Origin of the sequence: Streptomyces sp. NPDC096136 (genome assembly GCF_044763325.1) — a bacterium.
In the GTDB taxonomy this organism is placed as follows: Bacteria; Actinomycetota; Actinomycetes; order Streptomycetales; family Streptomycetaceae; genus Streptomyces.
Genome location: NZ_JBIWFZ010000010.1, coordinates 41857 through 67237, shown reverse-complemented (window position 1 = coordinate 67237; position 25381 = coordinate 41857). Strand labels below are relative to the sequence as shown.

General features: G+C 73.3%; 30 protein-coding genes. 8 read left to right on the top strand and 22 right to left on the bottom strand.

Going from position 1 to position 25381, the window contains the following annotated elements:
- The first annotated feature begins 513 nt into the window (after window positions 1-513).
- The gene (locus tag ACIRBY_RS21565) at window positions 514-771 is read left to right on the top strand and encodes a hypothetical protein (RefSeq protein WP_403902472.1); all 258 of its coding nucleotides are present in this window, start codon (window positions 514-516) and stop codon (window positions 769-771) included.
- 54 nt (window positions 772-825) lie between these two features.
- Entirely contained in the window at window positions 826-1563 is a 738-nt protein-coding gene (locus ACIRBY_RS21560; RefSeq protein ID WP_403902469.1) for a VOC family protein, read from the top strand.
- Window positions 1564-1641: 78 nt separating this feature from the next.
- Here ACIRBY_RS21560 and ACIRBY_RS21555 read toward each other — a convergent pair whose 3' ends face one another.
- Complete coding sequence (locus tag ACIRBY_RS21555; protein WP_403902466.1) at window positions 1642-2403, bottom strand: phosphoglyceromutase; 762 nt, start codon at window positions 2401-2403, stop codon at window positions 1642-1644.
- A gap of 151 nt (window positions 2404-2554) precedes the next feature.
- Between ACIRBY_RS21555 and ACIRBY_RS21550 the strand changes: the two genes are divergently transcribed.
- The gene (locus ACIRBY_RS21550) at window positions 2555-3865 is read left to right on the top strand and encodes an MDR family MFS transporter (protein WP_403902463.1); all 1311 of its coding nucleotides are present in this window, start codon (window positions 2555-2557) and stop codon (window positions 3863-3865) included.
- A gap of 269 nt (window positions 3866-4134) precedes the next feature.
- Here the strand turns inward: ACIRBY_RS21550 and ACIRBY_RS21545 are convergent, their stop codons facing one another.
- Entirely contained in the window at window positions 4135-4632 is a 498-nt protein-coding gene (locus tag ACIRBY_RS21545) for a YbjN domain-containing protein (RefSeq protein WP_403902459.1), read from the bottom strand.
- Entirely contained in the window at window positions 4625-6007 is a 1383-nt protein-coding gene (gene mshA, locus ACIRBY_RS21540; RefSeq protein WP_403902456.1) for a D-inositol-3-phosphate glycosyltransferase, read from the bottom strand. Before mshA ends, ACIRBY_RS21545 begins: the two co-directional genes overlap by 8 nt.
- A gap of 210 nt (window positions 6008-6217) precedes the next feature.
- Here mshA and ACIRBY_RS21535 point away from each other — a divergent pair, with 210 nt between their 5' ends.
- The 3 genes from ACIRBY_RS21535 to ACIRBY_RS21525 all read left to right on the top strand — a co-directional run bounded on the left by ACIRBY_RS21535 (window position 6218) and on the right by ACIRBY_RS21525 (window position 9844).
- Entirely contained in the window at window positions 6218-7030 is an 813-nt protein-coding gene (locus ACIRBY_RS21535) for a class I SAM-dependent methyltransferase (RefSeq protein ID WP_403902453.1), read from the top strand.
- A gap of 212 nt (window positions 7031-7242) precedes the next feature.
- Window positions 7243-8358 carry an NlpC/P60 family protein gene (locus ACIRBY_RS21530; RefSeq protein WP_403902451.1) on the top strand — a complete coding sequence of 372 codons (1116 nt, stop codon included), beginning with the start codon at window positions 7243-7245 and terminating at the stop codon, window positions 8356-8358.
- Window positions 8359-8572: 214 nt separating this feature from the next.
- Window positions 8573-9844, top strand: coding sequence for a PP2C family protein-serine/threonine phosphatase (locus tag ACIRBY_RS21525; protein WP_403902448.1), 1272 nt, complete (start codon window positions 8573-8575; stop codon window positions 9842-9844).
- Between the two features lie 34 nt (window positions 9845-9878).
- On the opposite strand, the gene ACIRBY_RS21520 is transcribed toward ACIRBY_RS21525, so the two are convergent.
- From ACIRBY_RS21520 to ACIRBY_RS21510, 3 genes are all read right to left on the bottom strand, one after another.
- Window positions 9879-10220, bottom strand: a complete 342-nt coding sequence (locus ACIRBY_RS21520) for a DUF2516 family protein (protein ID WP_366451459.1) — start codon at window positions 10218-10220, stop codon at window positions 9879-9881.
- Between the two features lie 116 nt (window positions 10221-10336).
- On the bottom strand, window positions 10337-10918 hold the full coding sequence (locus ACIRBY_RS21515; RefSeq protein ID WP_403902445.1) for a hypothetical protein: 582 nt from the start codon (window positions 10916-10918) through the stop codon (window positions 10337-10339).
- A gap of 22 nt (window positions 10919-10940) precedes the next feature.
- The gene (locus ACIRBY_RS21510; protein WP_403902443.1) at window positions 10941-11426 is read right to left on the bottom strand and encodes a helix-turn-helix domain-containing protein; all 486 of its coding nucleotides are present in this window, start codon (window positions 11424-11426) and stop codon (window positions 10941-10943) included.
- Between the two features lie 178 nt (window positions 11427-11604).
- On the opposite strand from ACIRBY_RS21510, the gene ACIRBY_RS21505 reads away from it, so the two are divergent.
- Complete coding sequence (locus ACIRBY_RS21505; protein WP_403902442.1) at window positions 11605-11943, top strand: DoxX family protein; 339 nt, start codon at window positions 11605-11607, stop codon at window positions 11941-11943.
- Window positions 11944-12015: 72 nt separating this feature from the next.
- Here the strand turns inward: ACIRBY_RS21505 and ACIRBY_RS21500 are convergent, their stop codons facing one another.
- The 4 genes from ACIRBY_RS21500 to ACIRBY_RS21485 all read right to left on the bottom strand — a co-directional run bounded on the left by ACIRBY_RS21500 (window position 12016) and on the right by ACIRBY_RS21485 (window position 15729).
- Window positions 12016-12906 (bottom strand): sigma-70 family RNA polymerase sigma factor, encoded by an 891-nt coding sequence (locus tag ACIRBY_RS21500; RefSeq protein ID WP_403902440.1) that lies wholly within the window; start codon window positions 12904-12906, stop codon window positions 12016-12018.
- Window positions 12907-12926: 20 nt separating this feature from the next.
- On the bottom strand, window positions 12927-13706 hold the full coding sequence (locus ACIRBY_RS21495; protein WP_403902437.1) for a putative protein N(5)-glutamine methyltransferase: 780 nt from the start codon (window positions 13704-13706) through the stop codon (window positions 12927-12929).
- Between the two features lie 36 nt (window positions 13707-13742).
- Window positions 13743-14987, bottom strand: a complete 1245-nt coding sequence (locus ACIRBY_RS21490) for a GNAT family N-acetyltransferase (protein WP_403902435.1) — start codon at window positions 14985-14987, stop codon at window positions 13743-13745.
- A gap of 112 nt (window positions 14988-15099) precedes the next feature.
- The gene (locus tag ACIRBY_RS21485) at window positions 15100-15729 is read right to left on the bottom strand and encodes an AmfC protein (RefSeq protein WP_403902433.1); all 630 of its coding nucleotides are present in this window, start codon (window positions 15727-15729) and stop codon (window positions 15100-15102) included.
- A 132-nt stretch (window positions 15730-15861) separates the two neighbouring features.
- Here ACIRBY_RS21485 and dtd point away from each other — a divergent pair, with 132 nt between their 5' ends.
- Window positions 15862-16287, top strand: a complete 426-nt coding sequence (gene dtd, locus ACIRBY_RS21480; RefSeq protein WP_042813065.1) for a D-aminoacyl-tRNA deacylase — start codon at window positions 15862-15864, stop codon at window positions 16285-16287.
- An 11-nt stretch (window positions 16288-16298) separates the two neighbouring features.
- Here the strand turns inward: dtd and ACIRBY_RS21475 are convergent, their stop codons facing one another.
- From ACIRBY_RS21475 to ACIRBY_RS21420, 12 genes are all read right to left on the bottom strand, one after another.
- Window positions 16299-17267 (bottom strand): YgfZ/GcvT domain-containing protein, encoded by a 969-nt coding sequence (locus ACIRBY_RS21475; RefSeq protein WP_403902430.1) that lies wholly within the window; start codon window positions 17265-17267, stop codon window positions 16299-16301.
- Between the two features lie 114 nt (window positions 17268-17381).
- Complete coding sequence (locus tag ACIRBY_RS21470; protein ID WP_403902428.1) at window positions 17382-17858, bottom strand: Fur family transcriptional regulator; 477 nt, start codon at window positions 17856-17858, stop codon at window positions 17382-17384.
- 82 nt (window positions 17859-17940) lie between these two features.
- Window positions 17941-18513, bottom strand: coding sequence for an FABP family protein (locus ACIRBY_RS21465; RefSeq protein WP_403902425.1), 573 nt, complete (start codon window positions 18511-18513; stop codon window positions 17941-17943).
- 266 nt (window positions 18514-18779) lie between these two features.
- Window positions 18780-19655 (bottom strand): hypothetical protein, encoded by an 876-nt coding sequence (locus ACIRBY_RS21460; RefSeq protein ID WP_403902423.1) that lies wholly within the window; start codon window positions 19653-19655, stop codon window positions 18780-18782.
- On the bottom strand, window positions 19652-20476 hold the full coding sequence (locus ACIRBY_RS21455; RefSeq protein ID WP_403902422.1) for a hypothetical protein: 825 nt from the start codon (window positions 20474-20476) through the stop codon (window positions 19652-19654). The genes ACIRBY_RS21460 and ACIRBY_RS21455 overlap by 4 nt, the downstream gene beginning before the upstream one ends.
- Complete coding sequence (locus ACIRBY_RS21450; protein WP_403902420.1) at window positions 20473-21216, bottom strand: hypothetical protein; 744 nt, start codon at window positions 21214-21216, stop codon at window positions 20473-20475. The genes ACIRBY_RS21455 and ACIRBY_RS21450 overlap by 4 nt, the downstream gene beginning before the upstream one ends.
- Before the next feature lie 114 nt (window positions 21217-21330).
- Complete coding sequence (locus ACIRBY_RS21445; protein ID WP_042813060.1) at window positions 21331-21597, bottom strand: DUF3099 domain-containing protein; 267 nt, start codon at window positions 21595-21597, stop codon at window positions 21331-21333.
- Between the two features lie 140 nt (window positions 21598-21737).
- Window positions 21738-22028 (bottom strand): DUF1416 domain-containing protein, encoded by a 291-nt coding sequence (locus tag ACIRBY_RS21440; protein WP_042813059.1) that lies wholly within the window; start codon window positions 22026-22028, stop codon window positions 21738-21740.
- 69 nt (window positions 22029-22097) lie between these two features.
- Window positions 22098-22943 carry a sulfurtransferase gene (locus ACIRBY_RS21435; RefSeq protein ID WP_042813058.1) on the bottom strand — a complete coding sequence of 282 codons (846 nt, stop codon included), beginning with the start codon at window positions 22941-22943 and terminating at the stop codon, window positions 22098-22100.
- Window positions 22944-23139: 196 nt separating this feature from the next.
- On the bottom strand, window positions 23140-23223 hold the full coding sequence (locus tag ACIRBY_RS21430) for a putative leader peptide (RefSeq protein WP_350206375.1): 84 nt from the start codon (window positions 23221-23223) through the stop codon (window positions 23140-23142).
- A gap of 161 nt (window positions 23224-23384) precedes the next feature.
- Window positions 23385-24101, bottom strand: coding sequence for a DUF2993 domain-containing protein (locus tag ACIRBY_RS21425; protein WP_403902418.1), 717 nt, complete (start codon window positions 24099-24101; stop codon window positions 23385-23387).
- Between the two features lie 121 nt (window positions 24102-24222).
- On the bottom strand, window positions 24223-25380 hold the full coding sequence (locus ACIRBY_RS21420) for a hypothetical protein (RefSeq protein ID WP_403902416.1): 1158 nt from the start codon (window positions 25378-25380) through the stop codon (window positions 24223-24225).
- Window position 25381 lies beyond the last annotated feature (1 nt).

Here is a 25381-nt window from a genome sequence, read left to right as displayed (position 1 = left end):
TGCGCCCCACGGGAACATTGCTGTGTGCTGTGCTGTTGTCATAGTCCACCCAACGCTCCGGATACCGGCGAGGGTGTGCTCCGTCCAGGTGATGGTGGCGAAGTAAAGGAGTGTTGACCAGTGTCTTTTATCGGTTCTACGCTCACCGGCCACCCGTCCGGACGCCGTTGCGCACCCGGTTGGCGCAGCGATCCTGCCAGCTCGAAGCGGGGAAGGCGGAGCCCGATCGGTTCGATCGGGCTCGATCGGTTTACGCGCCCGCGACCCTCCTCTCCGCCCGCTGCGGTCACATGATCGGGCCGCCGGAGGCCGCCGCGCACTGAGCCGCACCACGGCGCTCACTCCCGCACGCGCGCCCCCGGGCTCCGCCGTCGAACGCCGCTCCACCCCGAGGGCGCGCGGGGGCAAACGGCTGACGCACCGCAACCCGGCATATGCCGACGCGTTATGACGAGGTGTCGCCGGGGGGCCGGAGCGAGGCCCCCTCATCACCTCCACCGGAGAGGAGCCGCAGTGACAGACACCCTCGTGTGGTTCGCACTGATCTGCTCGGTCCTGGGCACGGGTGTCACCGCCTGGACCTCGTCGGGCGTTGGCCGCCTGCACCACCTGGACGCCCGCGAACTGCGGCGCCAGCAACGCTTCGAGGACATCCTGTCCCTGCACGTCGAGGCGACCAGACCACCCCGGATGAGCCTGCCCGCCGTCGCGCCCGAGGCAGTCGGCACCGCCGCCTGCGACGCGTGCGGCTCCTCGTCCGTCCACCTCTGAACGGACGGGAGCCGCACGGCGGTTCGATCGGCGGCGGCTCCTAGGATCAGCGGCATGACCACACGACTCGTACAGATCAACATGAAGGCCCGGGACGACTCCGCGCTCGGCCGGTTCTGGGCGCAGGCCCTGGGCTGGGGCGTGGACAGCGAGGGCCCCGGCGTGACCAACCTCGAACCCGTGGGCTTCTCCTACCCCGATCCCGCGGCCGTCTGCATCGACCTCATCGCCCGCCCGGAGCCCAAGACCTCGAAGAACCGGGTGCACCTCGACCTGGCGACCACCTCGGCCGCACACCAGGCCGAGCTGGTCGCGCGCCTGAAGGACCTCGGCGCGACGCTCGCCGACGTGGGCCAGGGCGACGTCCCCTGGACGGTCATGGCCGACCCGGAGGGCAACGAGTTCTGCGTCCTGGAACCCCGCCCGGTCTACCGGGACACCGGGCCGATCGCCGCGGTGGTGGTCGACTGCGCCGACCCGCGGGAGATGGCCCGGTTCTGGGGCGGGGCGATGGACTGGACGGTGCACGAGGTCACCGACGACCGGGCGACCATGCGCTCCGGCAAGGGCGTCGGCCCCTACCTGGAGTTCCTGCGCACCCCCGACACCAAGAGCGGATGGAACCGCGTCCACCTCGACGTCGCCCCCTACCTCGGCGACGACGCAGCCGCGGAGGCGGACCGGCTGCGCGCCCTGGGCGCAACCGACCCGGGCATCGACCAGTCGTCCATCCACTGGACGATCCTGTCCGACCCGGAGGGCAACGAGTTCTGCCTCCTCACCCCGCGCTGAGGCCCCGGAGCGGGCCCAGGGCATGAAAATGCCTCCCGCCCGCGCCGTACGCGCAGGTGGGAGGCATGATCGCAAAACCTACTTCTTCTTGCCCTGGTTCTTGACGGCCTCGATGGCGGCCGCGGCGGCGTCCGGGTCGAGGTAGGTGCCGCCCGGGGTGAGGGGCTTGAAGTCGGCGTCGAGCTCGTAGGAGAGCGGGATGCCGGTCGGGATGTTCAGGCCCGCGATGTCGGCGTCGGAGATGCCGTCCAGGTGCTTGACCAGGGCGCGCAGGGAGTTGCCGTGCGCCGCGACCAGGACGGTGTGGCCGTCGAGGAGGTCCGGGACGATCGAGTCGTACCAGTACGGGAGCATGCGGACGACGACGTCCTTGAGGCACTCGGTGCGCGGGCGCAGCTCCGGCGGGATGGAGGCGTAGCGCGGGTCCGCGGACTGGGAGAACTCGGTGCCGTCCTCGAGGGCCGGCGGCGGGGTGTCGTACGAGCGGCGCCACAGCATGAACTGCTCCTCGCCGAACTCGGCGAGGGTCTGGGCCTTGTCCTTGCCCTGGAGGGCGCCGTAGTGGCGCTCGTTCAGGCGCCAGGAGCGGTGGACGGGGATCCAGTGGCGGTCGGCGGACTCCAGGGCCAGCTGCGCGGTGCGGATGGCGCGCTTCTGGAGGGAGGTGTGCACGACGTCGGGGAGCAGGCCGGCGTCCTTGAGCAGCTCACCGCCGCGGACCGCCTCCTTCTCGCCCTTCTCGTTGAGGTTGACGTCCACCCAGCCGGTGAACAGGTTCTTCGCGTTCCATTCGCTCTCGCCGTGGCGGAGGAGGATCAGCTTGTACGGTGCGTCGGCCATGCGTACGAGCCTAGTGGACGCTCCGGGGCGCTCGCGCGCGCTCAGGACACGGTCCGATTGACGCCCGGCGTCAATTGAGTGGCGGGCGGCGGGGGCCTCTCGTAACGTGCCGGGCGGATCTGTGACGCTTACATCGCCCGGGGGAACCTTCATGTCCTTTGCCCGTCTGAGTCGGTCCGCCCGGGAGAGCGTCTCGGGTCTGCCGCGCGCGTTCTGGTGGTTGTGGGCGAGCACGCTCGTCAACCGGCTCGGAGCCTTCGTCGCCACGTTCATGACCTTGTACCTGACCCTGGAGCGGGGCTACTCGGCCTCGTTCGCGGGGCTCGTGGCGGCGCTGCACGGGCTGGGCGGGGTGGTCTCCTCGCTGGGGGCGGGGGTGATGGCCGACCGGCTGGGGCGGCGGCCGACGATGCTGGTGGCGCAGGTCTCGACGGCCGGCGCGGTGGCCCTGCTGGGGTTCATGGAGCACCCGGCGGCGATCGCGGCGGTGGCGATGCTGGTCGGGATGACCTCGAACGCCTCGCGGCCCGCGGTGCAGGCGATGATGGCGGACATCGTCCGGCCGGAGGACCGGGTCCGGGCCTTCGCGCTGAACTACTGGGCGATCAACCTGGGCTTCGCGGTCAGCTCGATGGCGGCGGGGCTGATCGCCGAGTACAGCTATCTGGCCGGGTTCCTGGGCGAGGCGGCGCTGACGCTGCTGTGCGCGGTACTGGTGTTCGTGAAGCTGCCGGAGTCGCGGCCGGAGTCCGCCGCGGGGGCCGGGGGCGCCGAGGGCGCCGGGCCGGAGGTCGGGCTGGGCGGCGTGCTGCGCGACGGGCGGTTCATGGGGGTCGTCGGGCTGTCGTTCCTGATCTCGCTGATCTACACCCAGGGGTCGGTGGGGCTGCCGGTGGCGATGGGCTCGGCCGGGTTCTCGCCCGGGGAGTACGGGCTGGTCATCGCGGTGAACGGGGTGCTGATCGTGGCGCTCCAGCTGCCGGTGACGCGGTTCATCGAGCACCGCGATCCGCGCCGGCTGCTGGTGGTCTCGGCGCTGCTGGTCGGGTACGGGTTCGCGCTGACGGCGTTCGCGGGGCCGCTGTGGGCGTACGCGCTGACGGTGTGCGTGTGGACGCTGGCGGAGATCGTGAATTCGCCGACGCAGATGGAGCTGGTGGTGCGGCTGTCGCCGGTGCAGGGGCGCGGGCGCTACCAGGGGATGTACACGATGTCCTGGGCGGTGGCCTCGCTGGTGGCTCCGCTGATGTCGGGGTTCGTGATCGACCGGTACGGGGCGGGGTGGCTCTGGGCCGCGACGGGTGCCCTGGGGACGGTGGCGGGGGCCGGGTACTGGTTCCTGATGCGCGGGCTTCCCGGTCGGGCGGAGGGCCGGGGGGCCTCCGGCGGCGCCCCCGCCACCGGTACCGCCCCGGCTCCGGGGGCGGCCGCTCCCGCCGCTCCGGCACCCGCCGAGGCGTAGACCGGCGGGACGAGACGGGCAGGGCCGGGCCGGGACGAGACGGGCCGGGCCGAGACGGGCAGGGCAGGGCCGGGCCGGACGCGCCGGGCCGTCCGAGCCGTCCGATCCGTCCGATCCGTCCGAGCCGTCCGATCCGTCCGATCCGTCCGAGCCGTCCGAGCCGTCCGAGCCGTCCGAGCCGTCCGAGCCGTCCGAGCCGTCCGGGCCGTCCGGGCCGTCCGGGCCGTCCGGGCCGTCCGGGCCGTCCGGGACAGAGTGCCCGGCGGGGGCTACTCCCCCTGGGCGGACGGGCGGGTCAGGTGTTTGAAGGCGTCCAGGTTGCGGGTGGACTCGCCGCGCTCCGTGCGCCATGCGTACTCGCGGCGGATCGCGCTCGCGAAGCCCAGTTCCAGAAGGGTGTTGAAGGCCCCGTCCGCCGCCTCCAGCACCGTGCCCAGGAGGCGGTCCAGGTCCTCCGGGGTGACCACGGACAGCGGGAGCCGCGCCGTGAGGTAGACGTCGCCGAGCGGGTCGACCGCGTACGCCATCCCGTACAGCTTGAGGTTGCGCTCCAGCAGCCAGCGGTGGACGCCGGCCTCGTTCTCGTCGGGGTGGCGGATCACGAAGGCGTTCACCGACAGCGAGTGGCGGCCGATCCGCAGGGAGCAGGTGGTGCTCAGCTTCCGGGTGCCGGGGAGCTGGACGACGTACGTGCCGGGCCGGGGGCTCTCCCAGCCCAGCTCGGCGCCGGCCAGCGTGGACTCGATGATCGCGGCGGTGTCAGCCATGGTGGGAGCGTACGCGACGGCGGTGATCATGCATCGCCGCGGTGTACACGTCGGCGGTTCCGCTGGCGGCGGTGTCCCAGCCGAAGTGCTGCGCGTGCCGTGCGGCGGCGGCGCCCATGCGGTCCGTCAGGCCGGGGTCGTCGACGAAGCGGCGCAGCGCGCGGGCGTAGTCCACGGGGTCGTGGCCGGGGACGAGGACGCCCGTGACCCCGTCGTCGACGGCGACGGGGAGTCCGCCGACGGCGGCGGCGAGGACCGGGGTGCCGGTGGCCTGGGCCTCGATGGCGACCAACCCGAAGGACTCGTTGTACGAGGGCATGACCAGCACGGACGCGGCCCGGAACCAGTCGGCGAGCTGGTCCTGGTCCACCGGCGGGTGGAAGTGCACGAGGTCGGTGATGCCGAGCTTCGCGGCGAGCTTCTGCAGCCCCTCCGGCTTGGCGAGGCCGCTGCCGCTGGGCCCGCCGACGACGGGGACGAAGAGGCGGCCGCGCAGCGCGGGGTCGCGGTCGACGAGCTCGGCGACGGCGCGGAGCAGGATGTCGGGGGCCTTGAGCGGCTGGATGCGGCCGGCGAAGAGGGGGATGACGGCGTCCTGGGGCAGGCCGAGCCGGGCGCGGGCGGCGGCGCGGCCGTCTCCGGCGGTGAAGCGGTCGAGGTTCACGCCGGGGTGGACGACGGCCACCTTGCCGGGGTCGGCCTCGTAGTGCCGGACGAGTTCGTCGGCCTCTTCGGCGGTGTTCGCGATCAGCCGGTCGGCGGCGGCGACGATCTGGGTCTCGCCGATGACGCGGGCGGCCGGCTCGGGGGTGTCGCCCTCGGCGAGCGCGGCGTTCTTGACCTTGGCCATGGTGTGCATGGCGTGGACGAGGGGGACGCCCCAGCGTTCGGCGGCGAGCCAGCCCACGTGGCCCGAGAGCCAGTAGTGGGAGTGCACGAGGTCGTAGTAGCCGGGGCGGTGGCCGGCCCAGGCCTGCATGACGCCGTGGGTGAAGGCGCACAGCTGGGCGGGCAGCTCCTCCTTGGCGAGGCCTTCGTAGGGGCCGGCGTCCACGTGCCGGACGAGGACGCCGGGGGCGAGCTCGACGACCGGCGGCAGGCCGCCGGTGGTGGCCCGGGTGAAGATCTCCACCTCGATGTTGATCGCGGCGAGGCGGCGGGCCAGCTCGACGATGTAGACGTTCATGCCGCCGGCGTCGCCGGTGCCCGGCTGGTGCAGCGGTGAGGTGTGCACGCTGAGCATGGCCACACGGCGGGGCTTGCGGTGGTGGCCCACGGCCGGGAGGCGCAGGCGGGGCGCGTCCTGGCGGGCACCGCGGGCGGCGGCGATGCGGCCGCTGATGCTGCCGCCGAGGCGGGACACGTACTGGCTCAAAGGAGCAGTTCCTCTCGCTCGGATCGCGCGGACGGCGGACGGGTGGTGCCGGTGGGGCGGCACGTCTTGCGGCATGGCTGCGGGAGCGCGCGCGGCGCCCTGCAAGGAGTGCAACCCGGATGGCCGTCCCCCGCATTCCGGGGCCGGGGAACTTCCTGCTCGTCGGGACGGATTTTTTTGCGGGCCGGGCGCTCCGCTTACGCTCGGCGCATGGTCTCCCGCAGCACTCCGCCACCCCCGAAGCGCCCCGTGGGCACCGTGACGCGGGGGACGACGAACCCGAACCGGCTGCGGCGCATGGACCGCTGGATCGCCGCCGCGCACGGAGCGGCGCTGCGCCGCGCGGACGCGCCGGTGGCGGTGGACCTGGGGTACGGGGCGGCGCCCTGGACGGCGGTGGAGCTGCTGGCGCGGCTGCGGGAGGCGGCTCCCGGGGTGCGGGTGGTCGGGATCGAGATCGAGCCGGCGCGGGTGGCGGGGGCGAAGCCGTACGAGCGGGAGGGGCTGAGTTTCCGGCACGGCGGGTTCGAGGTGCCGCTGGACGGAGGGGAGCGGCCGGCGCTGATCCGCGCGGCGAACGTGCTGCGGCAGTACGAGGAGGAGCGGGTCGAGGAGGTCTGGCGCGGGCTGTGCGCGCGGCTGGCCCCGGAGGGGCTGCTGGTGGAGGGGACCTGCGACGAGATCGGGCGGCGGCACGTGTGGGTGGCGCTGGGGCCGGAGGGGCCGCGGACGGTGACCTTCGCGACGCGGCTGGGCTCGCTGGAGCGGCCGTCGGACCTGGCGGAGCGGCTGCCGAAGGCGCTGATCCACCGGAACGTGCCGGGGGAGCCGGTGCACGCGTTCCTGCGGGACTTCGACCGGGCGTGGGCGGCGGCGGCCCCGTACGCCTCGTACGGGGCGCGCCAACGCTGGATCCGGACGGCGCGGGCGCTGGCCGGCGACTGGCCGCTGGCGGACGGGCCGGTGCGCTGGAGGCAGGGGGAGCTGACGGTGCGCTGGGAGGCCCTGCGGCCGGCGGGGTGAACCTCGTGGGGAGGGGGAACCGGGGGTGGGGGCGGCCCGTTGAGTCGACTGGGATGGACGGTGCGTGTCCGTTCATGATCGGAGCGGAATCCGGAGGGTGTTGGAATTCGCCGGTTCGTGGCACCATCCCGGGGACAGCGCAAAGTTACTGACGAATAGTCAGATCTGATGTCGGGTGATGTCGGCTCTGACTCGGGGCGCCTGGGGGAGCCATGGGGACCGTGAAGCGAGCGTCGTCGCGCCGGAGGGGGGCGTCCGCCCTGACGCTGCTGTGCGCGATGGCGGTACTGACGGCCCCCGGCCTCGCGGCGGGCACGGCGTACGCGGCCCCGTCCGCACCCGCCGCCCCTTCCGCACCCGCCGCCCCGGCCGCACCCCTGCCGGAGCCGGGGAGCAAGTCCCTGGAACAGGTCCGCAAGGAGATAGAGGACCTCTACCGCCAGGCCGGCAGCGCGACGGACGCCTACAACCTCGCGGAGAGCGAGACCAAGGCGCAGTCCGAGCGGATCGTCGAGATCGCCAAGCTGGTGGTGGCGGGCCAGGACCGGATCTCCACCCTGAAGGACCGCGCGGGCGCCGCGGCCCGCGCCCAGTACCGCTCGGGCGGCCTGCCCCCGGGCGCGCGGCTCGCGTTGAGCAACAGCCCCTCCGACTTCCTGGACGGGACGGACCGGCTGCGGCAGGGCGAGAAGGCCACCACGGACCTGCTCGCCGAACTGAACCGCACCCAGGGCGACTTGGAGCGGTACGCGAAGGACGCGGGCGCCCTCTGGCAGAAGATGGAGGACAACCGGGCCAAGAAGGAGACCGCCAAGAAGGAGATCGAGGAGAAGATCAAGACGGCGGAGGCCCTGGAGAGCAGGCTCGCGGCCGAGGAGAAGGCCCGGCTGATCCAGCTGGAGCAGGACGCCCAGTACCAGGCGCAGACGGCGTGGCTGTCGTCGGGCGCGATGAAGGACGTCAAGGGCCTGGCCTCGGACGCCGGCAAGAGGGCCGTGCAGTTCGCCACCGCCCAGATCGGGAAGCCGTACGTCTGGGGTGCGGTGGGTCCGGCCTCCTACGACTGCTCGGGGCTGACCTCGCAGGCGTGGCTGGCGGCGGGGCGGCCGATTCCGCGCACCTCGCAGGAGCAGCTGCGGCTGCTGCCGAAGGTCGCGCTGAAGGACATGCGCCCGGGCGACCTGATCATCTACTTCGACGACGCGAGCCACGTCGGGATGTACGTCGGGGACGGGGCGATCGTGCACGCGCCGCGGCCGGGACGGAACGTGACGATGGCCGGTGCGGGCTCGATGCCGATCAAGGCCGTGGTCCGGCCCGACGCGTAGGCCCCGGCCGGGCGGAGGCCGGGGGCGGAGGCCGGGGCGGGGAGAACGCAGCCGGATCGGTACGCACGGTGACCGGAGCCTCGGGCGGTGGTCGACGGGCCGTGACGTTGGTCATTCGCGGTGGGCGGGTTTCCACCGGGTTGGGGGCATATGGCGGCGGACCTCGTACGCTTTGGCATTCCGCTGCCCCGCCCCCGCCCGCTAGGGTCCCGGCATGAGCGCACTTCCGGGGGGAGGCAAGGAACCGGAGACGATGCCCGTACCCGTACCGCGGCAGAGGGAGACCCCCGCCACGGAGATCACCGCCCCCGCCCCCCAGGCGGCGCCCTCGCTGACCCTGCTGGTCATCGAGGACGACCCCGCGGGCGGTCTCACCGTCCCCGAGATCCTCGACGCCGACGGCCAGCGCATCCGGCTCCGCACCGCCCGCAACCTCACCGAGGCCGCCCGGCTGCTCACCCCCGACGTGCACTGCGTCCTCCTCGATCTGGCCCTGCCCGGCCCCGGCGAGGACGGCTTCGGCGCCCTGCGCGAGGTGCTGCGCATCGCGCCCCGCCACGCCGTGCTCGTCCTGACCGCCGAGGCCGACGCCGAGCGCGCCGCCGAGGCCGTCCGCGTCGGCGCCCAGGACTTCCTCTTCCGCGACGAGCTCGACGGGCGGCTCCTCAGCCGCGCCATCCGCTACGCCGTGGAGAGAAAGCGGGCCGACATCGCGCAGTACAAGCTCGCAGAATCGAAACTTCGGGCCCAGGAGAACGCCCGCCTGGAGCGCGGCCTGCTCCCGACCCCCCTCCTCGACGGCTCGGGCCTCCGTTTCGCCGCCCGCTACCGCCCCGGCCGCAGCCGGGCCCTCCTCGGCGGCGACTTCTACGACGCCGTCCGCACCCCCGACGGCACCGTCCACGCGATGATCGGCGACGTCTGCGGCCACGGCCCCGACGAGGCGGCCCTCGGCGTCGAGCTGCGCATCGCCTGGCGCGCCCTGACCCTGGCCGGACTGTGCGGGGACGACCTGCTCGCCACCCTCCAGGAGGTCCTGGAAGTGGAGCGGCCCTGCGAGGAGATCTTCGCGACGCTGTGCACGGTGGACATCTCCCCCGACGGCCGCCGCGCCGGCCTGTGCCTGGCCGGCCATCCGGCCCCGCTGGTCTCCCGCCCCGGCCGCGCCGCGCGGCTGCTGCCGTACGAGAACAGCGGACCGGCCCTCGGGCTGCTCCCCCGGGCCCGCTGGCCGCGCCGCCAGGTGGACCTGGGCGGCACCTGGAGCCTGATGCTCTACACGGACGGCCTCATCGAGGGCCGGATCGGCGAGGGCCGCGAACGCCTCGGCCAGGACGGCATGGTCGAGATGATCAACCGCCACCTGGAGGACGGGCTGACGGGCGAGGCGCTGCTGGAGGCGTCCGTCACCGAGGCCCGGCGCCTCAACGGCGGCGAGCTCACCGACGACGTCGCCGTCGTCCTGCTCTCCCGGGCCGGCGGCTGACCGGCCGCTGGCGGCCGGCGTTGTACGGGCGCTGCTAGCGGCCGCCGTTGTACGGGCCGTACGGGCCGTCGCTGCTGCTCCCGCCGCGGCGCCGGTTCCCGCCGCCCGAGACCTGCTTGAGGGCGGGGCGCACGTCGACGAAGAACACGATGGACGCCACCAGGCCCGCGATCTCCAGGAACAGCATCCCCAGGAAGAAGTCCACCAGGACCGTGACGCCGAGGATGACCAGCCAGAAGGTCTTGGTCTGCTTGTCGGCGGCCCGGTACGCGTCCTCGCGCGCGAGCAGCGCGAGGACGAAGGCCACGACGGCGAGCGCCAGCATGGCGTAGCCGAGCAACGGAAGGACCCCGTTATCGAACCCCTGCATCAGCATCGTCTCGACCGCCTTCTCGCTTCCGGCTCTTCTGACTCCACGCTACCGCCCGAGCGGCCTTCCGAAACGAGAACGAACCGGACACCCCGCGGGTGCCCGGTCCATCCCCCTCGCGGTCAGCTCTCGACGGCGGCCTCGGCGGCCGGCTCGGCGGCGGCCTTCTTGGCCGCGGCGCGGCGCGCGGCGGGCTTCTTCGCGGAGGCCTTCTCCTCGCCCGCCGCCCCGGCGGGGCCGTCCTGGGCGGGCACCTCGGCCTGCACCGGCTCCGGCTCCACGGCCCCGGCGATGTCCACGATCTCGTCGGCGACCTCGCCGCGCCAGGAGCGCACGGCCTGCTCGCCGTGCTCGGCGACCCTGTCGTAGGTCTCCTTGGCCCGGACGGCGTACTCGGCGGCCACGCCGACGCCGCGCAGCGCCAGGTCCTGGGCGGTCTCGCCCAGCTTCTTCGGGTCGATCGCCCCGAAGACCTCGACGACCTTGGCCGTGACGGCGTCCTGGGCCACCTTGGCCTTGTCCTGGACGACCTTGGGGTCGGTGTCGAGCACGGCCTCGATGCGGGCCGGGGCCTCGGCGCGCAGCTGCTCCAGCAGGCCGGGCACCTTCTTGGCCTGCTGGAGGGCGAGGTCCGCGGTGCCGGCGGCGAAGTAGAGGGGGGTGGGGTCGGTGAGGGTCTTCTTCAGGTCATCGGCGATGGCCATGTGCGGGTCCTCCCGGATCCGGTCAGTTCGTAGGGGGCACCGCGCCGTCGGCACGGGTGCCGGCGGCCGCAGCCACGTCGGCGTCGACAGCGGCGTCGGCAGCGGCGTCGGCCTCTGCTCCGGCCGCTGCCGCGGGGTCCGCGCCGGGGGCCTGGTCGGCCTCCGCCGCGTTCTCCTTGCGGAACGCGTCGTAGATCTGGAGCAGCACCTGCTTCTGCCGCTCGTTGATCGACGGGTCGGAGAGGATGACGGCCCGCGTCTCCACCTCGTCCCGGTCCCGCTCGTCGAGGATCCCGGCCTGTACGTAGAGCGTCTCGGCGGAGATCCGCAGCGCCTTGGCCAGCTGCTGGAGGATGTCCGCGCTCGGCTTGCGCAGCCCGCGCTCGATCTGGCTCAGGTACGGGTTCGACACCCCCGCCGCGTCGGCGAGCTGCCGCAGCGACAGCTGGGCCTGCCGCCGCTGCTCGCGGAGGTATTCGCCGAGGTTTCCGACGTTGAGCGATGCCATGCTCCGCATCCTGCCGGACCCTGCTAACTATTGCAAGCGCTTGCTTGCAGGAGTACCCACTCGGCCGCACCGGAGAAGAATTTCCCGCCGGCTGTCACATCCGTGCGCGGCCCCGGGTCAGAGGGGTGCCGGACGCGCGAGAGCGCCGGCGCCACCGACCGCCCCGAAGGAGCCCCCGATGTCCACCACCGCCACCGTCGTCACCCTGGTCGCCGCCTTCATGGCCGGGTTCTCCGGCGTCTCGGTCCTCCGCGGGGCGAAGTTCGTCACCGAGCCGCTGGTCGAGTACGGCGTCCCGAAGGGGATGTGGACCTTCCTCGGCACCGTCAAGATCGCCGGGGCCCTGGGCCTCCTCGCCGGCTTCGTCGTCCCCGCCGTCGGCATCGCCGCCGCGATCGGCCTGGTCCTCTACTTCACCGGCGCCGTCGTCACCGTCCTGCGCGCCCGCTCGTACGCGCACGTCGCCTTCCCGCTGATCTACGCCGCCCCCGCCGCCGCCGTCCTCGCCCTGATCTGAGACCGGGGCCGGGGCCGGAGCCGGAGCCGGAGGCGGCCCGGCCCCGGCCCCGGCCCCGGCCGGCGGAGAAGCTCAGTCCGCCAGGGCCGACAGGTCCAGCGCCGCCAGGCGCTCCGGGTCGGACAGCACGTCGATCGCGACGATCCGCCCCTCCACGACCGTGAAGGCCATGACCGACACGGCCCGGTCCTTGCGGACCACCACCACGCCCGCGGCGCCGTTGACCAGCGCCGGGCGGACGAACGGGGCCAGCGAGCCGTACGTGACCGCCTGGCCCGCCACCGTCCGCGCACCCGTGAGCACCACGGTGAGCGCACCGCCGACCCCGCCGTCCGAGCGCAGCACCACGTCCGGGTCGAGCACGGTCAGCAGCGCCTCGAACTCCCCGTCCCGCGCGGCCGCGAAGAAGGCGTCCACCGCCTCCCGCTGGCGCGCCAGGTCCTTGTCGGGAGCCGGGGCCTGGCCCTGCACCTTGCGGCGGGCCCGGCTGGCCAGCTGCCGGGTCGCCGCCGAGGACTTCTCGACCAGCGGGGCGATCTCCTCGAACGGCACCGCGAACATGTCGTGCAGGACGAACGCCAGCCGCTCCGCCGGCGAGAGCGACTCCATCACCACCATCAGCGCCAGCCCCACCGAGTCGGCCAGCAGCACCTCCTGCTCCGGGTCGACCCGGCGCTCGGAGCCGATGAGCGGATCAGGGATCCGCGTCTCCAGCCGCTCCACGGGGTCCTCGCGCCGCTGCTCGCGCGAACGCAGCATGTTGAGGCAGATCCGCGAGACCACGGTCGTCAGCCATCCGCCGAGGTTCTCCACCTCGCTCACATCGGTGCGGTCCAGCCGCAGCCACGCCTCCTGGACGGCGTCGTCCGCCTCGCCCAGCGAGCCGAGCATCCGGTAGGACACCGCCCTCAGATGACTGCGGTGCTCCTCGAAACGCTCCGTCAACGAAGAACTCTCGTCCACCTGTCCCCTTCCTTCCTCATTCACGCCGCCGGCGCCCGGCCGATCACCAGGGTCGCGTGCAGCTCCTCCGAGGCGGCCGCCCGCACCGCGAGGCCCCCCGCCGTCAGGGCGGACGCCGTCAGCGGCGCCTGCCGGGCACTGGTCTCGATCAGCAGGTGGCCGCCCGGGGCCAGCCACCGCCCGGCCTCCGCCGCGACCCGGCGGTGCACGTCCAGCCCGTCCTCGCCCCCGTCGAGGGAGACCAGCGGCTCGTGCTCCCGGGCCTCCGGCGGCATCAGCCCGATCTCCCCGGTCGGCACGTAAGGGGCGTTCACCACGAGGACGTCCACCCGCCCGCGCAGCTCCGCGGGGAGCGCCGCGTACAGGTCGCCCTCCCAGACGGCTCCCCCGTACGGGGCCACGTTGCGCCGGGCGTACGCCAGCGCGGCCGGGTCGATGTCGGCCGCGTGCAGCTCGACGCCGCCCGGCACCTGCGAGGCCACCGCCGCGCCGAGGGCGCCCACCCCGCAGCACAGGTCCAGCACGACCGCGCCGGGCCGGGCCAGCGCCACCGCCTCCCCGGCCAGGAACTCGCTGCGCCGGCGCGGCACGAAGGCCCCCGCGCCCACCTCCACGCGCAGCCCGCAGAACTCCGCCCAGCCGACGACGTGCTCCAGCGGCTCCCCCGCCACCCGGCGCGCGACCAGCCCCGCCAGCCGCCCGCCCTCGGAGGCCGCCGCGATCAGCAGCTCGGCCTCCTCCTCCGCGAAGACGCAGCCCGCCGCGCGCAACTGCTCAACGATCGATGTCACGTACCCCATCCTCGGATCCCCGGAACGACAACGGCGACGGCGGGGTCAGAAGACGTCCGGGCACCACGGACGCCGTGCCGTGCGGAACACCGCGTCGGCCAGCGCGACCGCCCCCGGCCGCTCCTGCGCCACCCGGCCCAGCGCCGCCAGCCGCGCCGCCGACTCGTCGCCGAGGTAGAGGGAGCCGAGCGCGGACACGTCCAGGCGCAGGTCGGCCGGGTCCTGCGTACGGGTGCACGCGCCGGTCGCCGCGTCCAGCCGGTAGCGGCCGTCCGCGAGCCCGGCCGCGTCCTCCACCTCCAGGACGAGGACCCCGGGGGCGGCGTACGTCCGTGCGGCCAGGGCCCGTTCGACGTCGAGCAGGCGCAGCCACAGGAAGTCGGCCGAGGTCACCTGCCGGGCGGCGCGCGGGTCGGGCAGCAGCAGCGGGGCGATGTCGTCGGGCGCGCGGTAGCCGGTGCGGACCTTCAGCACCCAGTCGACGGAGCACAGGAACCGCCACAGGGCGCGCTCCGCGGCCGGGGTCACCGCGATCAGGTCCTTGACCCGCAGGGTGTTCTGCGGGAGCTTCTCGTCGGTCCAGTGGTCGTCGGCGGCGTACACCGCGAAACCGGCCGGCTCGCCCGACGCGTCCCGGTACACGGCGTGGAACGCGTCCTTGTAGGGGCGCGCCTGGCTCTGCTCCAGGCCGGTGGCCAGGTTCCACCAGCGGGTGTCGCGGCTGACCACGCCGTGCACGGACGCCCGCAGCCGGTCGTGCAGCGCGGGGCCGGTCTCCCGGAGCTCGGAGACGTCGACCAGGTCGATGCGGCCGCCGTCACCGGGCCCGGAGCTGCGGGGGTCGAGGCCGCTGCGGGCGATGTCGACCTCCCACTCGGCGGCGGTGGCGGCGGGACCGTACCCGTACCGCCCGTAGATCGGGTACTCGGCGGCGATCAGCGTGGAGACGACGTCGCCGCGCTCCTTCGCCGCCGTCAGCTCGGCCGCCATCATCCGGCTCAGCAGGCCCTGGCGGCGGTGGGTGGAGGTCACGCTGACGTTGGTGACGGCGCTGGAGGGCACGGTCTTGCCGCCGGGAACGGTCAGTTCCTGCGCGAAGGAGCGGAAGGTGGCCACGCAGCGGCCGGTGTCGGGGTCGAAGGCGCCCAGGGCCCGGGAGAGGTCCCAGTACTTGGACCGCAGGGCCACGTCGGCCTCGGGGACCGGCTCGGGCCGCAGGAAGCCCGTGTTGACGGCCCGCAGCCAGTGGGGGAGTTCGGATGCGGCGATCGGCCGGATGTCAGCACTCATGTGCGGTCACGCTAACGGCCGTACCGGTCCCGGTCGCCCGAATTTCCGTCCGGCCGTCAGCGCCCGTCCGGGCGGCGCCCGTCCCGGCGGTGGCGGGCCCGGTGCGCCGCCGTCACGCCAGCAGGTCGTCCACCTGCGCCTCGCCCTCCCGGTAGCGGCGGGTGATCTCCGCGCTGGAGTCGTCCGCCGTCCGCTGGAGCTGCTGGCGGCGCCGCGAGACCTGCTGCTCGTAGCGGACCAGCCGGGCCATCGCCTCGTGGAGTTCGGCGTCCGTGCGCGCGTCCAGGTCCGACAGCTCCACGTCCGACAGCATCTCGGCCGCCAGCAGCCGGAACTCCTCGTTGTGCGGGGTCCCGAGGGTGACGTGCCGGGCGGAGGCGCTGCGGCTGGACGGGGCGTCGGCGAGGATCTCCGAGAGCCGGTCCACCACCGGCGCCTCGGGGTCCGTCCGGCGGGCCAGCTCGGCGCGCAGGATGTCGATGCGGCCCTGGAGGAGCCTGCGGACGTAGCTGAGGTCGGCCTCGTCGCGCTGGGCGTCGCGGCGCAGGGCGCGCAGCTCGGGCAGGCCGAGCGCGGCGGCGGGGGTGGTCAGTCCCTCGGGGCCGCCCGTGCGCTGTGCGGGCGGCCGTACCGGGGCCGCCGTGGCGGTCGCGGTCGCGTCGCCGGGTTCTGCGAGTGCTGCGAGCGCTGCGAGTGACGCGGGTGCTGCGGGTGCAGGTGCGGAGGTACCAGAGGTGTTCATCGTTTCGTGTCCGTCCCCTCGACCGGTGCTGGGGGCACCGCCTGCGTGCATGGTGCCACTCTCCGTGGTGCGGACGCAGTCCCGCGCCACCCGATCGGCCCCGGACGGGTGCACGCCTGGTACACAGGTGGTATGCGAGCAGTGGTGCAGAGGGTGGACGGCGCGAGCGTCGTCGTGGCCGGCGAGACGGTCGGCGAGATCGTCGGCGAGGGACTGTGCGTGCTGGTGGGGGTGACCCACGACGACACCCCGGAGAAGGCGGCGGTGCTGGCCCGCAAGCTGTGGTCGGTGCGGATCCTGGAGGCGGAGAAGTCCTGCAGCGACGTGGACGCGCCGCTGCTGGTGATCTCCCAGTTCACGCTCTACGGGGACGCCCGCAAGGGCCGGCGCCCCACCTGGAACGCGGCCGCGCCCGGGCCGGTGGCCGAGCCGCTGGTGGACGAGGTCGTGGCGCAGCTGCGGGCGCTGGGCGCGACGGTGGCGACGGGCCGGTTCGGCGCGGACATGCGGGTCTCGCTGACGAACCACGGCCCGTTCACCCTCGTCATCGACGTGTAGGCGGCGCGGCCCTACGGGGCCACGACGACCTCCTGCGAGGCCGGGGTGCTCCCGGCCAGCAGCGGGGCGTCCACCGGAACGTTCCGCTTCACCAGCGCGAGGGCGATCGGCCCGAGCTCGTGGTGGCGCACGGCCGTGGTGACGAAACCGAGCTGGCGGCCGTCCTCCCCGTCGGCGGCGAGCCGTACGGGCGCGCCGTGCGCCGGGAGCAGCACCTCGGAGCCGTCGAGGTGGAGGAAGACCAGCCGGCGCGGCGGCTTCCCCAGGTTGTGGACGCGGGCGACGGTCTCCTGGCCGCGGTAGCAGCCCTTCTGGAGGTGCACGGCGGTGCCGATGAGGCCGATCTCGTGCGGGATGGTGCGGTGGTCGGTCTCCAGGCCCAGGCGCGGGCGGTGGTCCTCGACGCGCAGGGCCTCGTACGCGAGGAGTCCGGCGGCGGGGCCGTGGGCGGCGGCGAAGGCCTCCAGCTGCCCGCGCGGGACGAACACGTCGCGGCCGTAGGGGGTCTCGCGGACCACGAGCTCCTTGTCGACCTCGGCGATGGAGCCGGCCGGCAGGTGGACGACGGCGAAGTCGGCGGTGCGGTCGGCGACTTCGACGCGGTAGAAGAACTTCATGGACTCCAGGTAGGCGATCAGCGCCTCCTGGGTGCCGGGTTCGACGTGCGCCCAGGTGGTCCCGCCGTCGTCGACGAGGTGCAGCTGGTGCTCGATGTGGCCGTTGGCGGAGAGGATCAGCGCCTCGGTGGCCTGCCCGGGCGGGAGTTCCGTGACGTGCTGGGTGATCAGCAGGTGCAGCCAGGCGAGCCGGTCCTGGCCGGTGACGGTGACGACCCCGCGGTGGGAGAGGTCGACGAACCCTCGGCCGTCGGCGAGGGCGCGCTGTTCGCCGTAGAGCTCTCCGTAGTGGGCGGCGACGCCCTCGTCACGGCCTTCGGCCGCTACGGCGCCGGGAAGATGGAGCAAGGGGCTGCTGGTCATGGCACCAAGCCTACGACCCCGCGGGGAGGGCCCCAGGGCGCACCGGGGGCGCTAGGGGCTGTCGTCAAAGTCCCGTCGCCGCCCGCGGGGCAGACGGGAGTTTGACGACAGCCCCTAGGCGTCGCCCTGTGCGGGCCGGGGGCTCTCGGTGTGGTCGGTGCGGTCGTCGCGGCGCCGGGCGGCGCAGCCCTCGCACAGGCCGAAGATCGCGAAGTGCTTCATGTCGGTCTCGAAGCCGAAGGTGGTGCGCAGTTTCGCCGTGAAGTCGGCGGCGATGTCGAGGTCGGCCTCGATCACCTCGGTGCAGTCGCGGCAGACGAGGTGGATGTGGTGGTGCCGGTCGGCGAGGTGGTAGGTGGGCGCCCCGTGCCCGAGGTGGGCGTGCGAGACGAGGCCGAGCTCCTCCAGGAGCTCCAGCGTGCGGTAGACGGTGGAGATGTTGACGCCGGAGGCCGTCCTGCGCACCTCGACGAGGATCTCGTCCGGGGTGGCGTGCTCCAGGGCGTCGACCGCTTCCAGCACGAGCTGGCGCTGCGGGGTCAGCCGGTATCCGCGCTGCCGCAGATCGCTCTTCCAGTCGGTGGTCACCACCCGGCCAGTGTAAGCGCGCGAAGGGGACCGCGGCCCTGCCGCGGTCCCCTTCATCGCTGCCGGTACGTCGCCGCCGGCGGGCTCAGCGGAAGAAGGCGATGCCGTCGTCCGGGAGCTCGGGGAGGTTGCGCGCCATGTCGGCGATCTCCTCCGGGGTGACGACCTTCTTGAGCTGGGCCGACATGTAGGGGCGCAGCTCGACCTCGGGGGTCGCCTTCTCGCCGACCCACATCAGGTCGCTCTTCACGTACCCGTAGAGGCGCTTCCCGCCGCTGTACGGGCCCGAGGCCGCCGTGCGGGCGACCGCGTCGGTGATCAGGTCGATCTGCGGCTTCTGGTCGGCGAGCTCGCCGTACCAGACCTCGACCACGCCCTGGTCGCGGACCATGACGATCTCGACCTTGCGGTCCTGGTCGATGCGCCAGTAGCCCGACTCGGACTCCAGCGGGCGCACCTTGTTGCCCTCGGCGTCGAGCACCCACGAGCGGGAGGTGTACTCCAGGAAGTCCCGGCCGTCGTGGCTGAAGACGACCTCCTGGCCGAAGTTGCACTTCTCCTCGCCGGGGAAGTCGAACACGCCGGCGCCTTCCCAGGTGCCGAGGAGGAAGGCGAGGGGGACGAGACCCGGGTTCAGGTCGGACGGGATCTGGATCATGGTTGGCTGCTCAGGCGATCTGTGGGAGGGGTTCCGGGGCGGTCGGCCGGTCGGCTGCTAGCGCTGACCCTGGTACAGCTTCTTGACGGCCAGGCCGGTGAAGGCGAGGACGCCGACGCAGACCAGGACCAGCAGGGAGGTGAAGACTGCCTCAAGCACGGGGTGCTCCTCGGAGGATTCGGTGCGGGTGGACGGGGCCGGTCCCCAAGCCTACTGGCCCGGGGACCGGCGCACGGTGTGAGGTAGGCCGAACCGGCCCTGCCGGTTCAGCTCAGCAGCTGCCGCTGCAGGATCACCGCCTGGTGGAGGGGGACGGCCTCGGCCCCGCCCTCGCGGTTCTGCAGGATCAGGGCCTGGACGTCGCCCGACTGGACGCACCCCACGCGGGTCTGCTCGTCGCCGAAGGGGACGGATTCCCGGAACACGGAGATGCCGGCGGGGTCGGGGGCGGGCTGGGAGCGGGCCTGCTCCCAGACGCTGTCCGGCTCCATGCCCTTGACCCCGTTGAGGTCCGTGCCGCAGCCCGTGAAGGTGTCCGCGAACCCCGAGGCGTGGAAGCGCAGCAGGTAGACCCGGGTACGGGTGCCGTCCGGGGTGGTCCAGCCCCGGGCGACGATCTGGCGCAGCCCGTTGTCGGCGAACCCCTGCTTCATCTTCTCGCGCGCGGAGGGGTCGTACTCCTCCAGGAAGGTGTCGACGGTGACCGCCGAGTCCTTCTCCAGCTTCAGCCCGCGGTCCGGGGCGGAGCCGACGGGGGCGGGCAGGGTCAGCTGGGTGAGGTCCGCGTAGTGGATGCCGTCCAGGTTGTCCACGGCGAAGGGCACCGGCGCGCCGGGCGGCGGGGTGGGCTTGGCCAGGACCGGATAGGTCCAGCGGCCGTCGCTCTTCGTGGACAGGCCGGGGACGTCGGTGCGCTTCGCCTGGGTGATCCCGTACGCGGTCCCCGCGCCGGCGGCGGCGAAGACGAGGACGGCGGCGCTCCAGCGCAGGGCCGCGCGCAGCACGCGGCGGTCCTTCGGCGCGGCGGGTGCCTCGGGGGCTGCGGGGGCTGCAGGGGCCTCGGGGGCTGCGGGGGCCTGGGGGACCTCCGGCGCCGCCGCTTCCGCCGGAGCGGGGTCGACGGTGGTGTTCTGCTCGGTCACACGGACTCCCCGGGGGACTTCAGGCGGGACAGCTGGTTCTTGAGGAAGCCGGTGGCCTCCAGCTTCGAGAGCCCCTGCTCCTTGGGCCCGTAGGCGCGGAGGCTGACCAGCACGTCGCCCTGGACGGCCACGCAGTAGAGGGAGTCGATCTTCTCCTTCTTCTTCTCGCCCACGGCCATCAGCGAGCACTTGGCCTCCGGGTAGCCGTCCACCTTCGGGGCGTCGCGGTCGTCGCCGGTGACGTCCAGCAGCTTCTTGGTGACGTCCGAGAACGCCCCCACCGCCTTCGGGTCGGCCTGCATGAGGCGGATCTCGACGACCATGCTGCCGCCGGTGGCGGCGTAGGTCCGGGCGGCCAGGCCCTTGAGCTTGAGGTCGGCCAGCATGTCGTCGCGCTGCTTGCGCTCCGAGCCGGACAGCCCCTTGCGGGCCTCCTTGAAGGTCTCGGCCGCCTTCTCGCCGGAGGCGAAGAAGTCGTTTCCGTCGCCCCCGAGGTCGGGGCCGGGCTCGAAACCGGACGGGATCTGCAGGAGCTTGCCGGTGAGGTCGTTGGCCGGCACCGGCGGGGCGTTCTCGGCCGAGGGCACCTTGCCCCCGGCTTCGATCCAGTAGGCGGTCGGCGCGGTCCGGTCGGCGTCGGCGAGGGCGGAGGCCGCCCAGGCGCCGCCGCCGACGAGGAGTGCGCAGGCCACGGCCGCGGCGATGACGGCGACCCGCTTGCGGCGGTTCGCGGTGGGAGCGGGGGCCTCGGCGGCCGGGTCCGCCTCGGTCTGGGCCTCGGTCTGGGCCTCGGTCTGCGGCTCGGTCTGCGGCTCGGTCACAGTCGCTCCAGCTGTCGCTTGGCCAGGTCGAGGACGTCACCCTCGGCGATCTTGCCGCCGCGCGTGTCGGTGTAGAAGACGTCCAGGACGATGTCGCCCCGGCGCACGAGGGCGCGGGCTTGGCGTATCGGGAGGTACCCGGGCTCCTGGTTGGTCTCCGAGTAGACCCAGACGTGGCCCAGCCCCGCCGAGACGCCGGGGACGACGGCGCCGGCATTGCCCGCGAACTCCTTGTCGGGCATGTACACGCTCTGGTCCCGGTAGTACCCGTCCGCGCCCGAGAAGTCGCGGAACTGCACGAGCCGGACCTGGACGAAAACGTCGCCCTGCGTCCACGCGCGCGTGGCGAGGCGCCGGAGATCGGCCTTGAGGAAGTCGCGCAGCACCCCGTCCGGCTCGTTGAACGTCGTCGAGAAGGAGTCGGGCGTCTCGTAGCCGTCGGCCTCGACCTTCGCCCCCGACGGGGCGTCGACGAGGAGTTTCGTGAGGTCGTCGTCCGTCTTGTGCCAGCGGTTGGCGTTGATCGTCTTGACCGTCGTGGCGCCGTTCGGCGCCTGCGCCTTCGGCGTGTCCAGCTTCTGCTGGGCCAGCGGCGGCAGCGGCGTGGGCTCGCGGTCGTACTGGACCGCGTAGCCGGTGACCGTGCCGGCGAGGGCGCCGAGGACGAGGGCGCCCGCGATCAGGGCGGTGGTGCGGCCGCGGCGGCGCCGGGCGCGCGGCGGCGGCTGTTCGTGTTCCAAAGGGGTCCCCCCACAGACCTGGAGGCGCGGGAGCGTTCGCCCGCGCACATCCAAGACACCCTGCTGGGGAAAGCCGTTGTACGCATCCTTATTACGCTTTTATCTCGAACGCGTTCAATCCTCGGGCGGGCGCCGCTTCCCGTCCAGTTCGTCCCACCACTCGTCGGACTTCGGATCCCCCGAAGGGTCGTCCCACCAGCGGTCGTCCGGCCCGCGCCGGTTCGCGACCATCGCCGCGACCGGCGGGATGACCATGGCGACCACGCACAGCGCGACCGCCGCCGGGACCGAGAAGAGGCGTACGAAGGACCAGGCGGAGACGAACAGGAACAGGCATCCGCCCATGAGCAGGAAGTAGGCGCGCCGACGCCGGGCGTACATGCCTCCAGCGTAGGACGGGCACCCCGGAACACAAGCGTGCGGACGGCACGGAGGGCCGCACCCCGATCCAGTGGCGTCCAACCCCCTGGGGTGCGGCCCTCCGGCCGGTACGGCGGTGCGGTCCTCGGACCGCTGCGGCGTCAGACCGCGATGGCGACGTCCGTCACGCCGCCGGCCTCGGCGACCACGACGGCGCGGTCGGCCTGGCCGCCGGGCACCAGCGCCCGCAGCGTCCAGGTGCCGGTGGCCGCGTAGAAGCGGAACTGGCCGGTCGCGGAGGTGGGGACCTCGGCGGTGAACTCGCCGGTCGAGTCGAGCAGCCGCACGTAGCCGCTGACGGGCTCGCCGTCCTTGGTCACCTGGCCCTGGATCGCGGTCTCACCGGGCTTGAGCGTCGCGAGGTCGGGCCCGCCGATCTGAGCTCCACACATGTTCTCTGTCCTGTCCTAGAGAGGTTCTGCTGCTACGAGGGGCGGGCGTCGCGTGCCCGGCCGCCGGGATTACTTGTTCGGGCCGAGCTCGATCGGCACGCCGACGAGCGAGCCGTACTCGGTCCAGGAGCCGTCGTAGTTCTTGACGTTCTCCTGGCCCAGGAGCTCGTGCAGCACGAACCACGTGAGCGCGGAGCGCTCACCGATGCGGCAGTAGGCGATGGTGTCCTTCGCGAGGTCGACCTGCTCGGCCTCGTAGAGGGCGGTCAGCTCCTCGTCGGACTTGAAGGTGCCGTCGTCGTTGGCATTCTTCGACCACGGGATGTTGCGGGCGCTCGGCACGTGGCCGGGGCGCTGCGACTGCTCCTGCGGAAGGTGCGCCGGGGCGAGCAGCTTGCCGGAGAACTCGTCGGGCGAGCGGACGTCGACCAGGTTCAGGGAGCCGATCGCGGCGACGACGTCGTCGCGGAAGGCGCGGATGGAGGTGTCCTGGGCCTTGGCCTTGTACGCGGTGGCCGGGCGCTGCGGGACGTCCTTGCCGTCGACCAGGTCGCGGGAGTCGAGCTCCCACTTCTTGCGGCCGCCGTCGAGGAGCTTGACGTCCTGGTGGCCGTAGAGCTTGAAGTACCAGTAGGCGTACGAGGCGAACCAGTTGTTGTTGCCGCCGTAGAGGACGACGGTGTCGTCGTTCGAGATGCCCTTGGCGGAGAGGAGCTTCTCGAAGCCCTCCTGGTCCACGAAGTCGCGGCGCACCGGGTCCTGGAGGTCCTGCTTCCAGTCGATCCGGACGGCGTTCTTGATGTGGTTCTTGTCGTAGGCGGACGTGTCCTCGTCCACCTCGACGACGACGACGTTCGCGTCGTTCAGGTGGGCCTCGACCCAGTCGGCGTCTACGAGGACGTCGCTGCGGCTCATGGTGATCTCCTCCGGGGCAGTGTGCGGCGGGGCTGTGCTGGTGCTGCGGTGGGGCTGGCGTTGCTGTGCGTACGACGTTTCCGGCTGTCGCTCGTCGGCCCTGCGCGGGGAGGCGTCAGGGGCAGGAGGCAGGGCGGTGCGGTCACGCGGGATGAAGGGCCGTCGGTCCGGCCGGCGGAGCGGGAAGGCTCACGCCTCACATGGAGCGACAGAGCATGGCGGCGACGCGACACAGGTCTACTGCCCGCCGCTTCGTGAGGTCCGCCTGCTGATGCTTCATAGCCAGGATCGTAGGGACGAACCGGCCGCCCTGTCACCGGCGTGTCATATGTCGAGACGGGATCGTCCGAATACCGGGACGAGAAAGCCCCGGGAGGCCTTCTTCCGGCCTTCCGGGGCTGTGCGCGCGGCCCGTCCTTCTGCGGATCGGACCAGGCCGTCTCACGATCCGGCCAGGCTCACGTCCGTCCCCGTCAGCGTGAGGTGCACGCCCGCCTCGTCCGAGGTCAGCGCGGTGAGCTTGAGACCGGCCGGGAGGCCGTCGTCGATGCCGCGGTCGAAGTCCGTCCGCCTGCGGATCGCGCTCTCGATCCCCGGTATGCCCTCGCCCGGCACCGAGTCCGCGTGCACCCGGACGGTCTTGCCGGCCGCGCCCCCCTTGCCGTCGACCAGCGCGACGGTGGAGATCACGCTGCGGGTGATCGGCCGGCCCAGCACCTCCACCGTCGCGGTGACCTTCAGCTTGCCGGGCTGGCCGCCGTAGGTCAGCGTGGCGCCGGTCTGGGAGGCCTTGGTGAGGTCCGCGTACGAGATCAGCGCGGTGCCCTCGGCGCGCTTGGCGGAGCCGCCGGTGTAGTTCCCGTTCAGCTTCACGTCGTGGAAGCTGGCATCGAGCTGCGCGAGCCGCGTCCGGCGGCCGTCGGCGCCGACGTCGATGTCCTTCAGCTTCAGGTCGACCTGCTCCAGCTGGTGGCTGAGGGCCTGGGTGAGGAAGGGGAAGCCGTGGATGTCGACCTCGGCGCTGCCGACCAGCCCCTGGTGGGACTGGATGCGCTCGGCGAGCCGGTCCTCGGCGTAGCCGACCGCCCACCGGTCCGCGCCCACGAACAGGCCGCCCAGCACCACCGCGACGATCACCACGAAACGCAGGAAACGCACGTGCCCTCCCCCAACTCCTCATCGGTACGTGCGTTCTAGTGGACCATGATCGAGGTCGGAGGACCGTGAGCGGGCCTGTGAGCGCCGTCTCCCACGACGCCCACGGGCCCGCCCCGGTCCGTCAGCCCACCACCCGGCCGATCAGGTAGACGACGGGGGCGGCGGCCGCCAGCGGCAGCGCGACACCGGCCGTCATGTGGACGAACTTCGACGGGTAGTCGTACGCCGCCACGCGCAGCCCCACCAGCGCGCACACGCCGGCCGCGAGGCCGACCAGCGCACCGCCCGCGCCGAGCCCGACCAGTCCGCCGACCGCGATGCCCGCACCGGCCGCGGCAGCCAGCGAGACGCCCACGGAGGGCGCGGTCGGCAGCGGCAGGGCCCGCGCGAAGACGGCGACGGCCACGGCGGCCGCCCCGGTGCTCACCGCGGCCCAGTCGGCCGCGAGGAACCCGGCGCAGGCGATCGCCAGGGCGGCCGAGGCCACCGAGGCCATCAGCCCGTACATCCGCTCGTCCGGATCGGCGTGGCTGCGCAGCTGGAGGACCAGGGTGAGCAGCACCCACACCCCGAGGGTGCCGATGATCGCGCCGGGGCCGTAGGTGCCGTCCACCGCGAGCACCGCGCCGTCGGCGACGAGCGCCCCTGCGAAGGCGAGCGCGATGCCCTGGCGGGCCGGCCACATGCCGTTGAGGCGGAACCAGCCGGCGGCGGTGAGGCCCTGGAGGGCGATCAGCGGCAGCACCAGGGCGTACGGGCCCAGCGCGGCGGCGCCGGCCAGCAGCAGCCCGAGGGCGGCGGTCAGTATGGCCGACTGCGGCCCCGGGTCGATGATCGGCGACCGCCCCTCGGCCCGCGCCTGGGCGGGGTCGACGGCGCGCACGGTGTTCCCGCCGAGCGTGGGCGGAGACCACTCCGCCCCGGGCCCGCCCGCCGCCTGCGGCGCCGCTTCCCGGGCCTCGGCGGCACCCGCGCCGGCCACGGACCGCGGGTCCCGCACGGGCGGCAGGTACGCCGTCTCCGCGGCCGCCACGTCCACCGCAGGCTGCGCGTCCCGCACGGGCGGCAGGTACGCCGTCTCCGCGGCCGCCACGTCCACCGCAGGCTGCGGATCCCGCACCGGAGGCAGGTACGCCGTCTCCGCGGCCGCCACGTCCACCGCAGGCTGCGCGTCCCGCACCGGAGGCAGGTACGCCGTCTCCGCGGCCGCCACGTCCACCGCAGGCTGCGGATCCCGCACCGGAGGCAGGTACGCCGTCTCCGCGGCCGCCACGTCCACC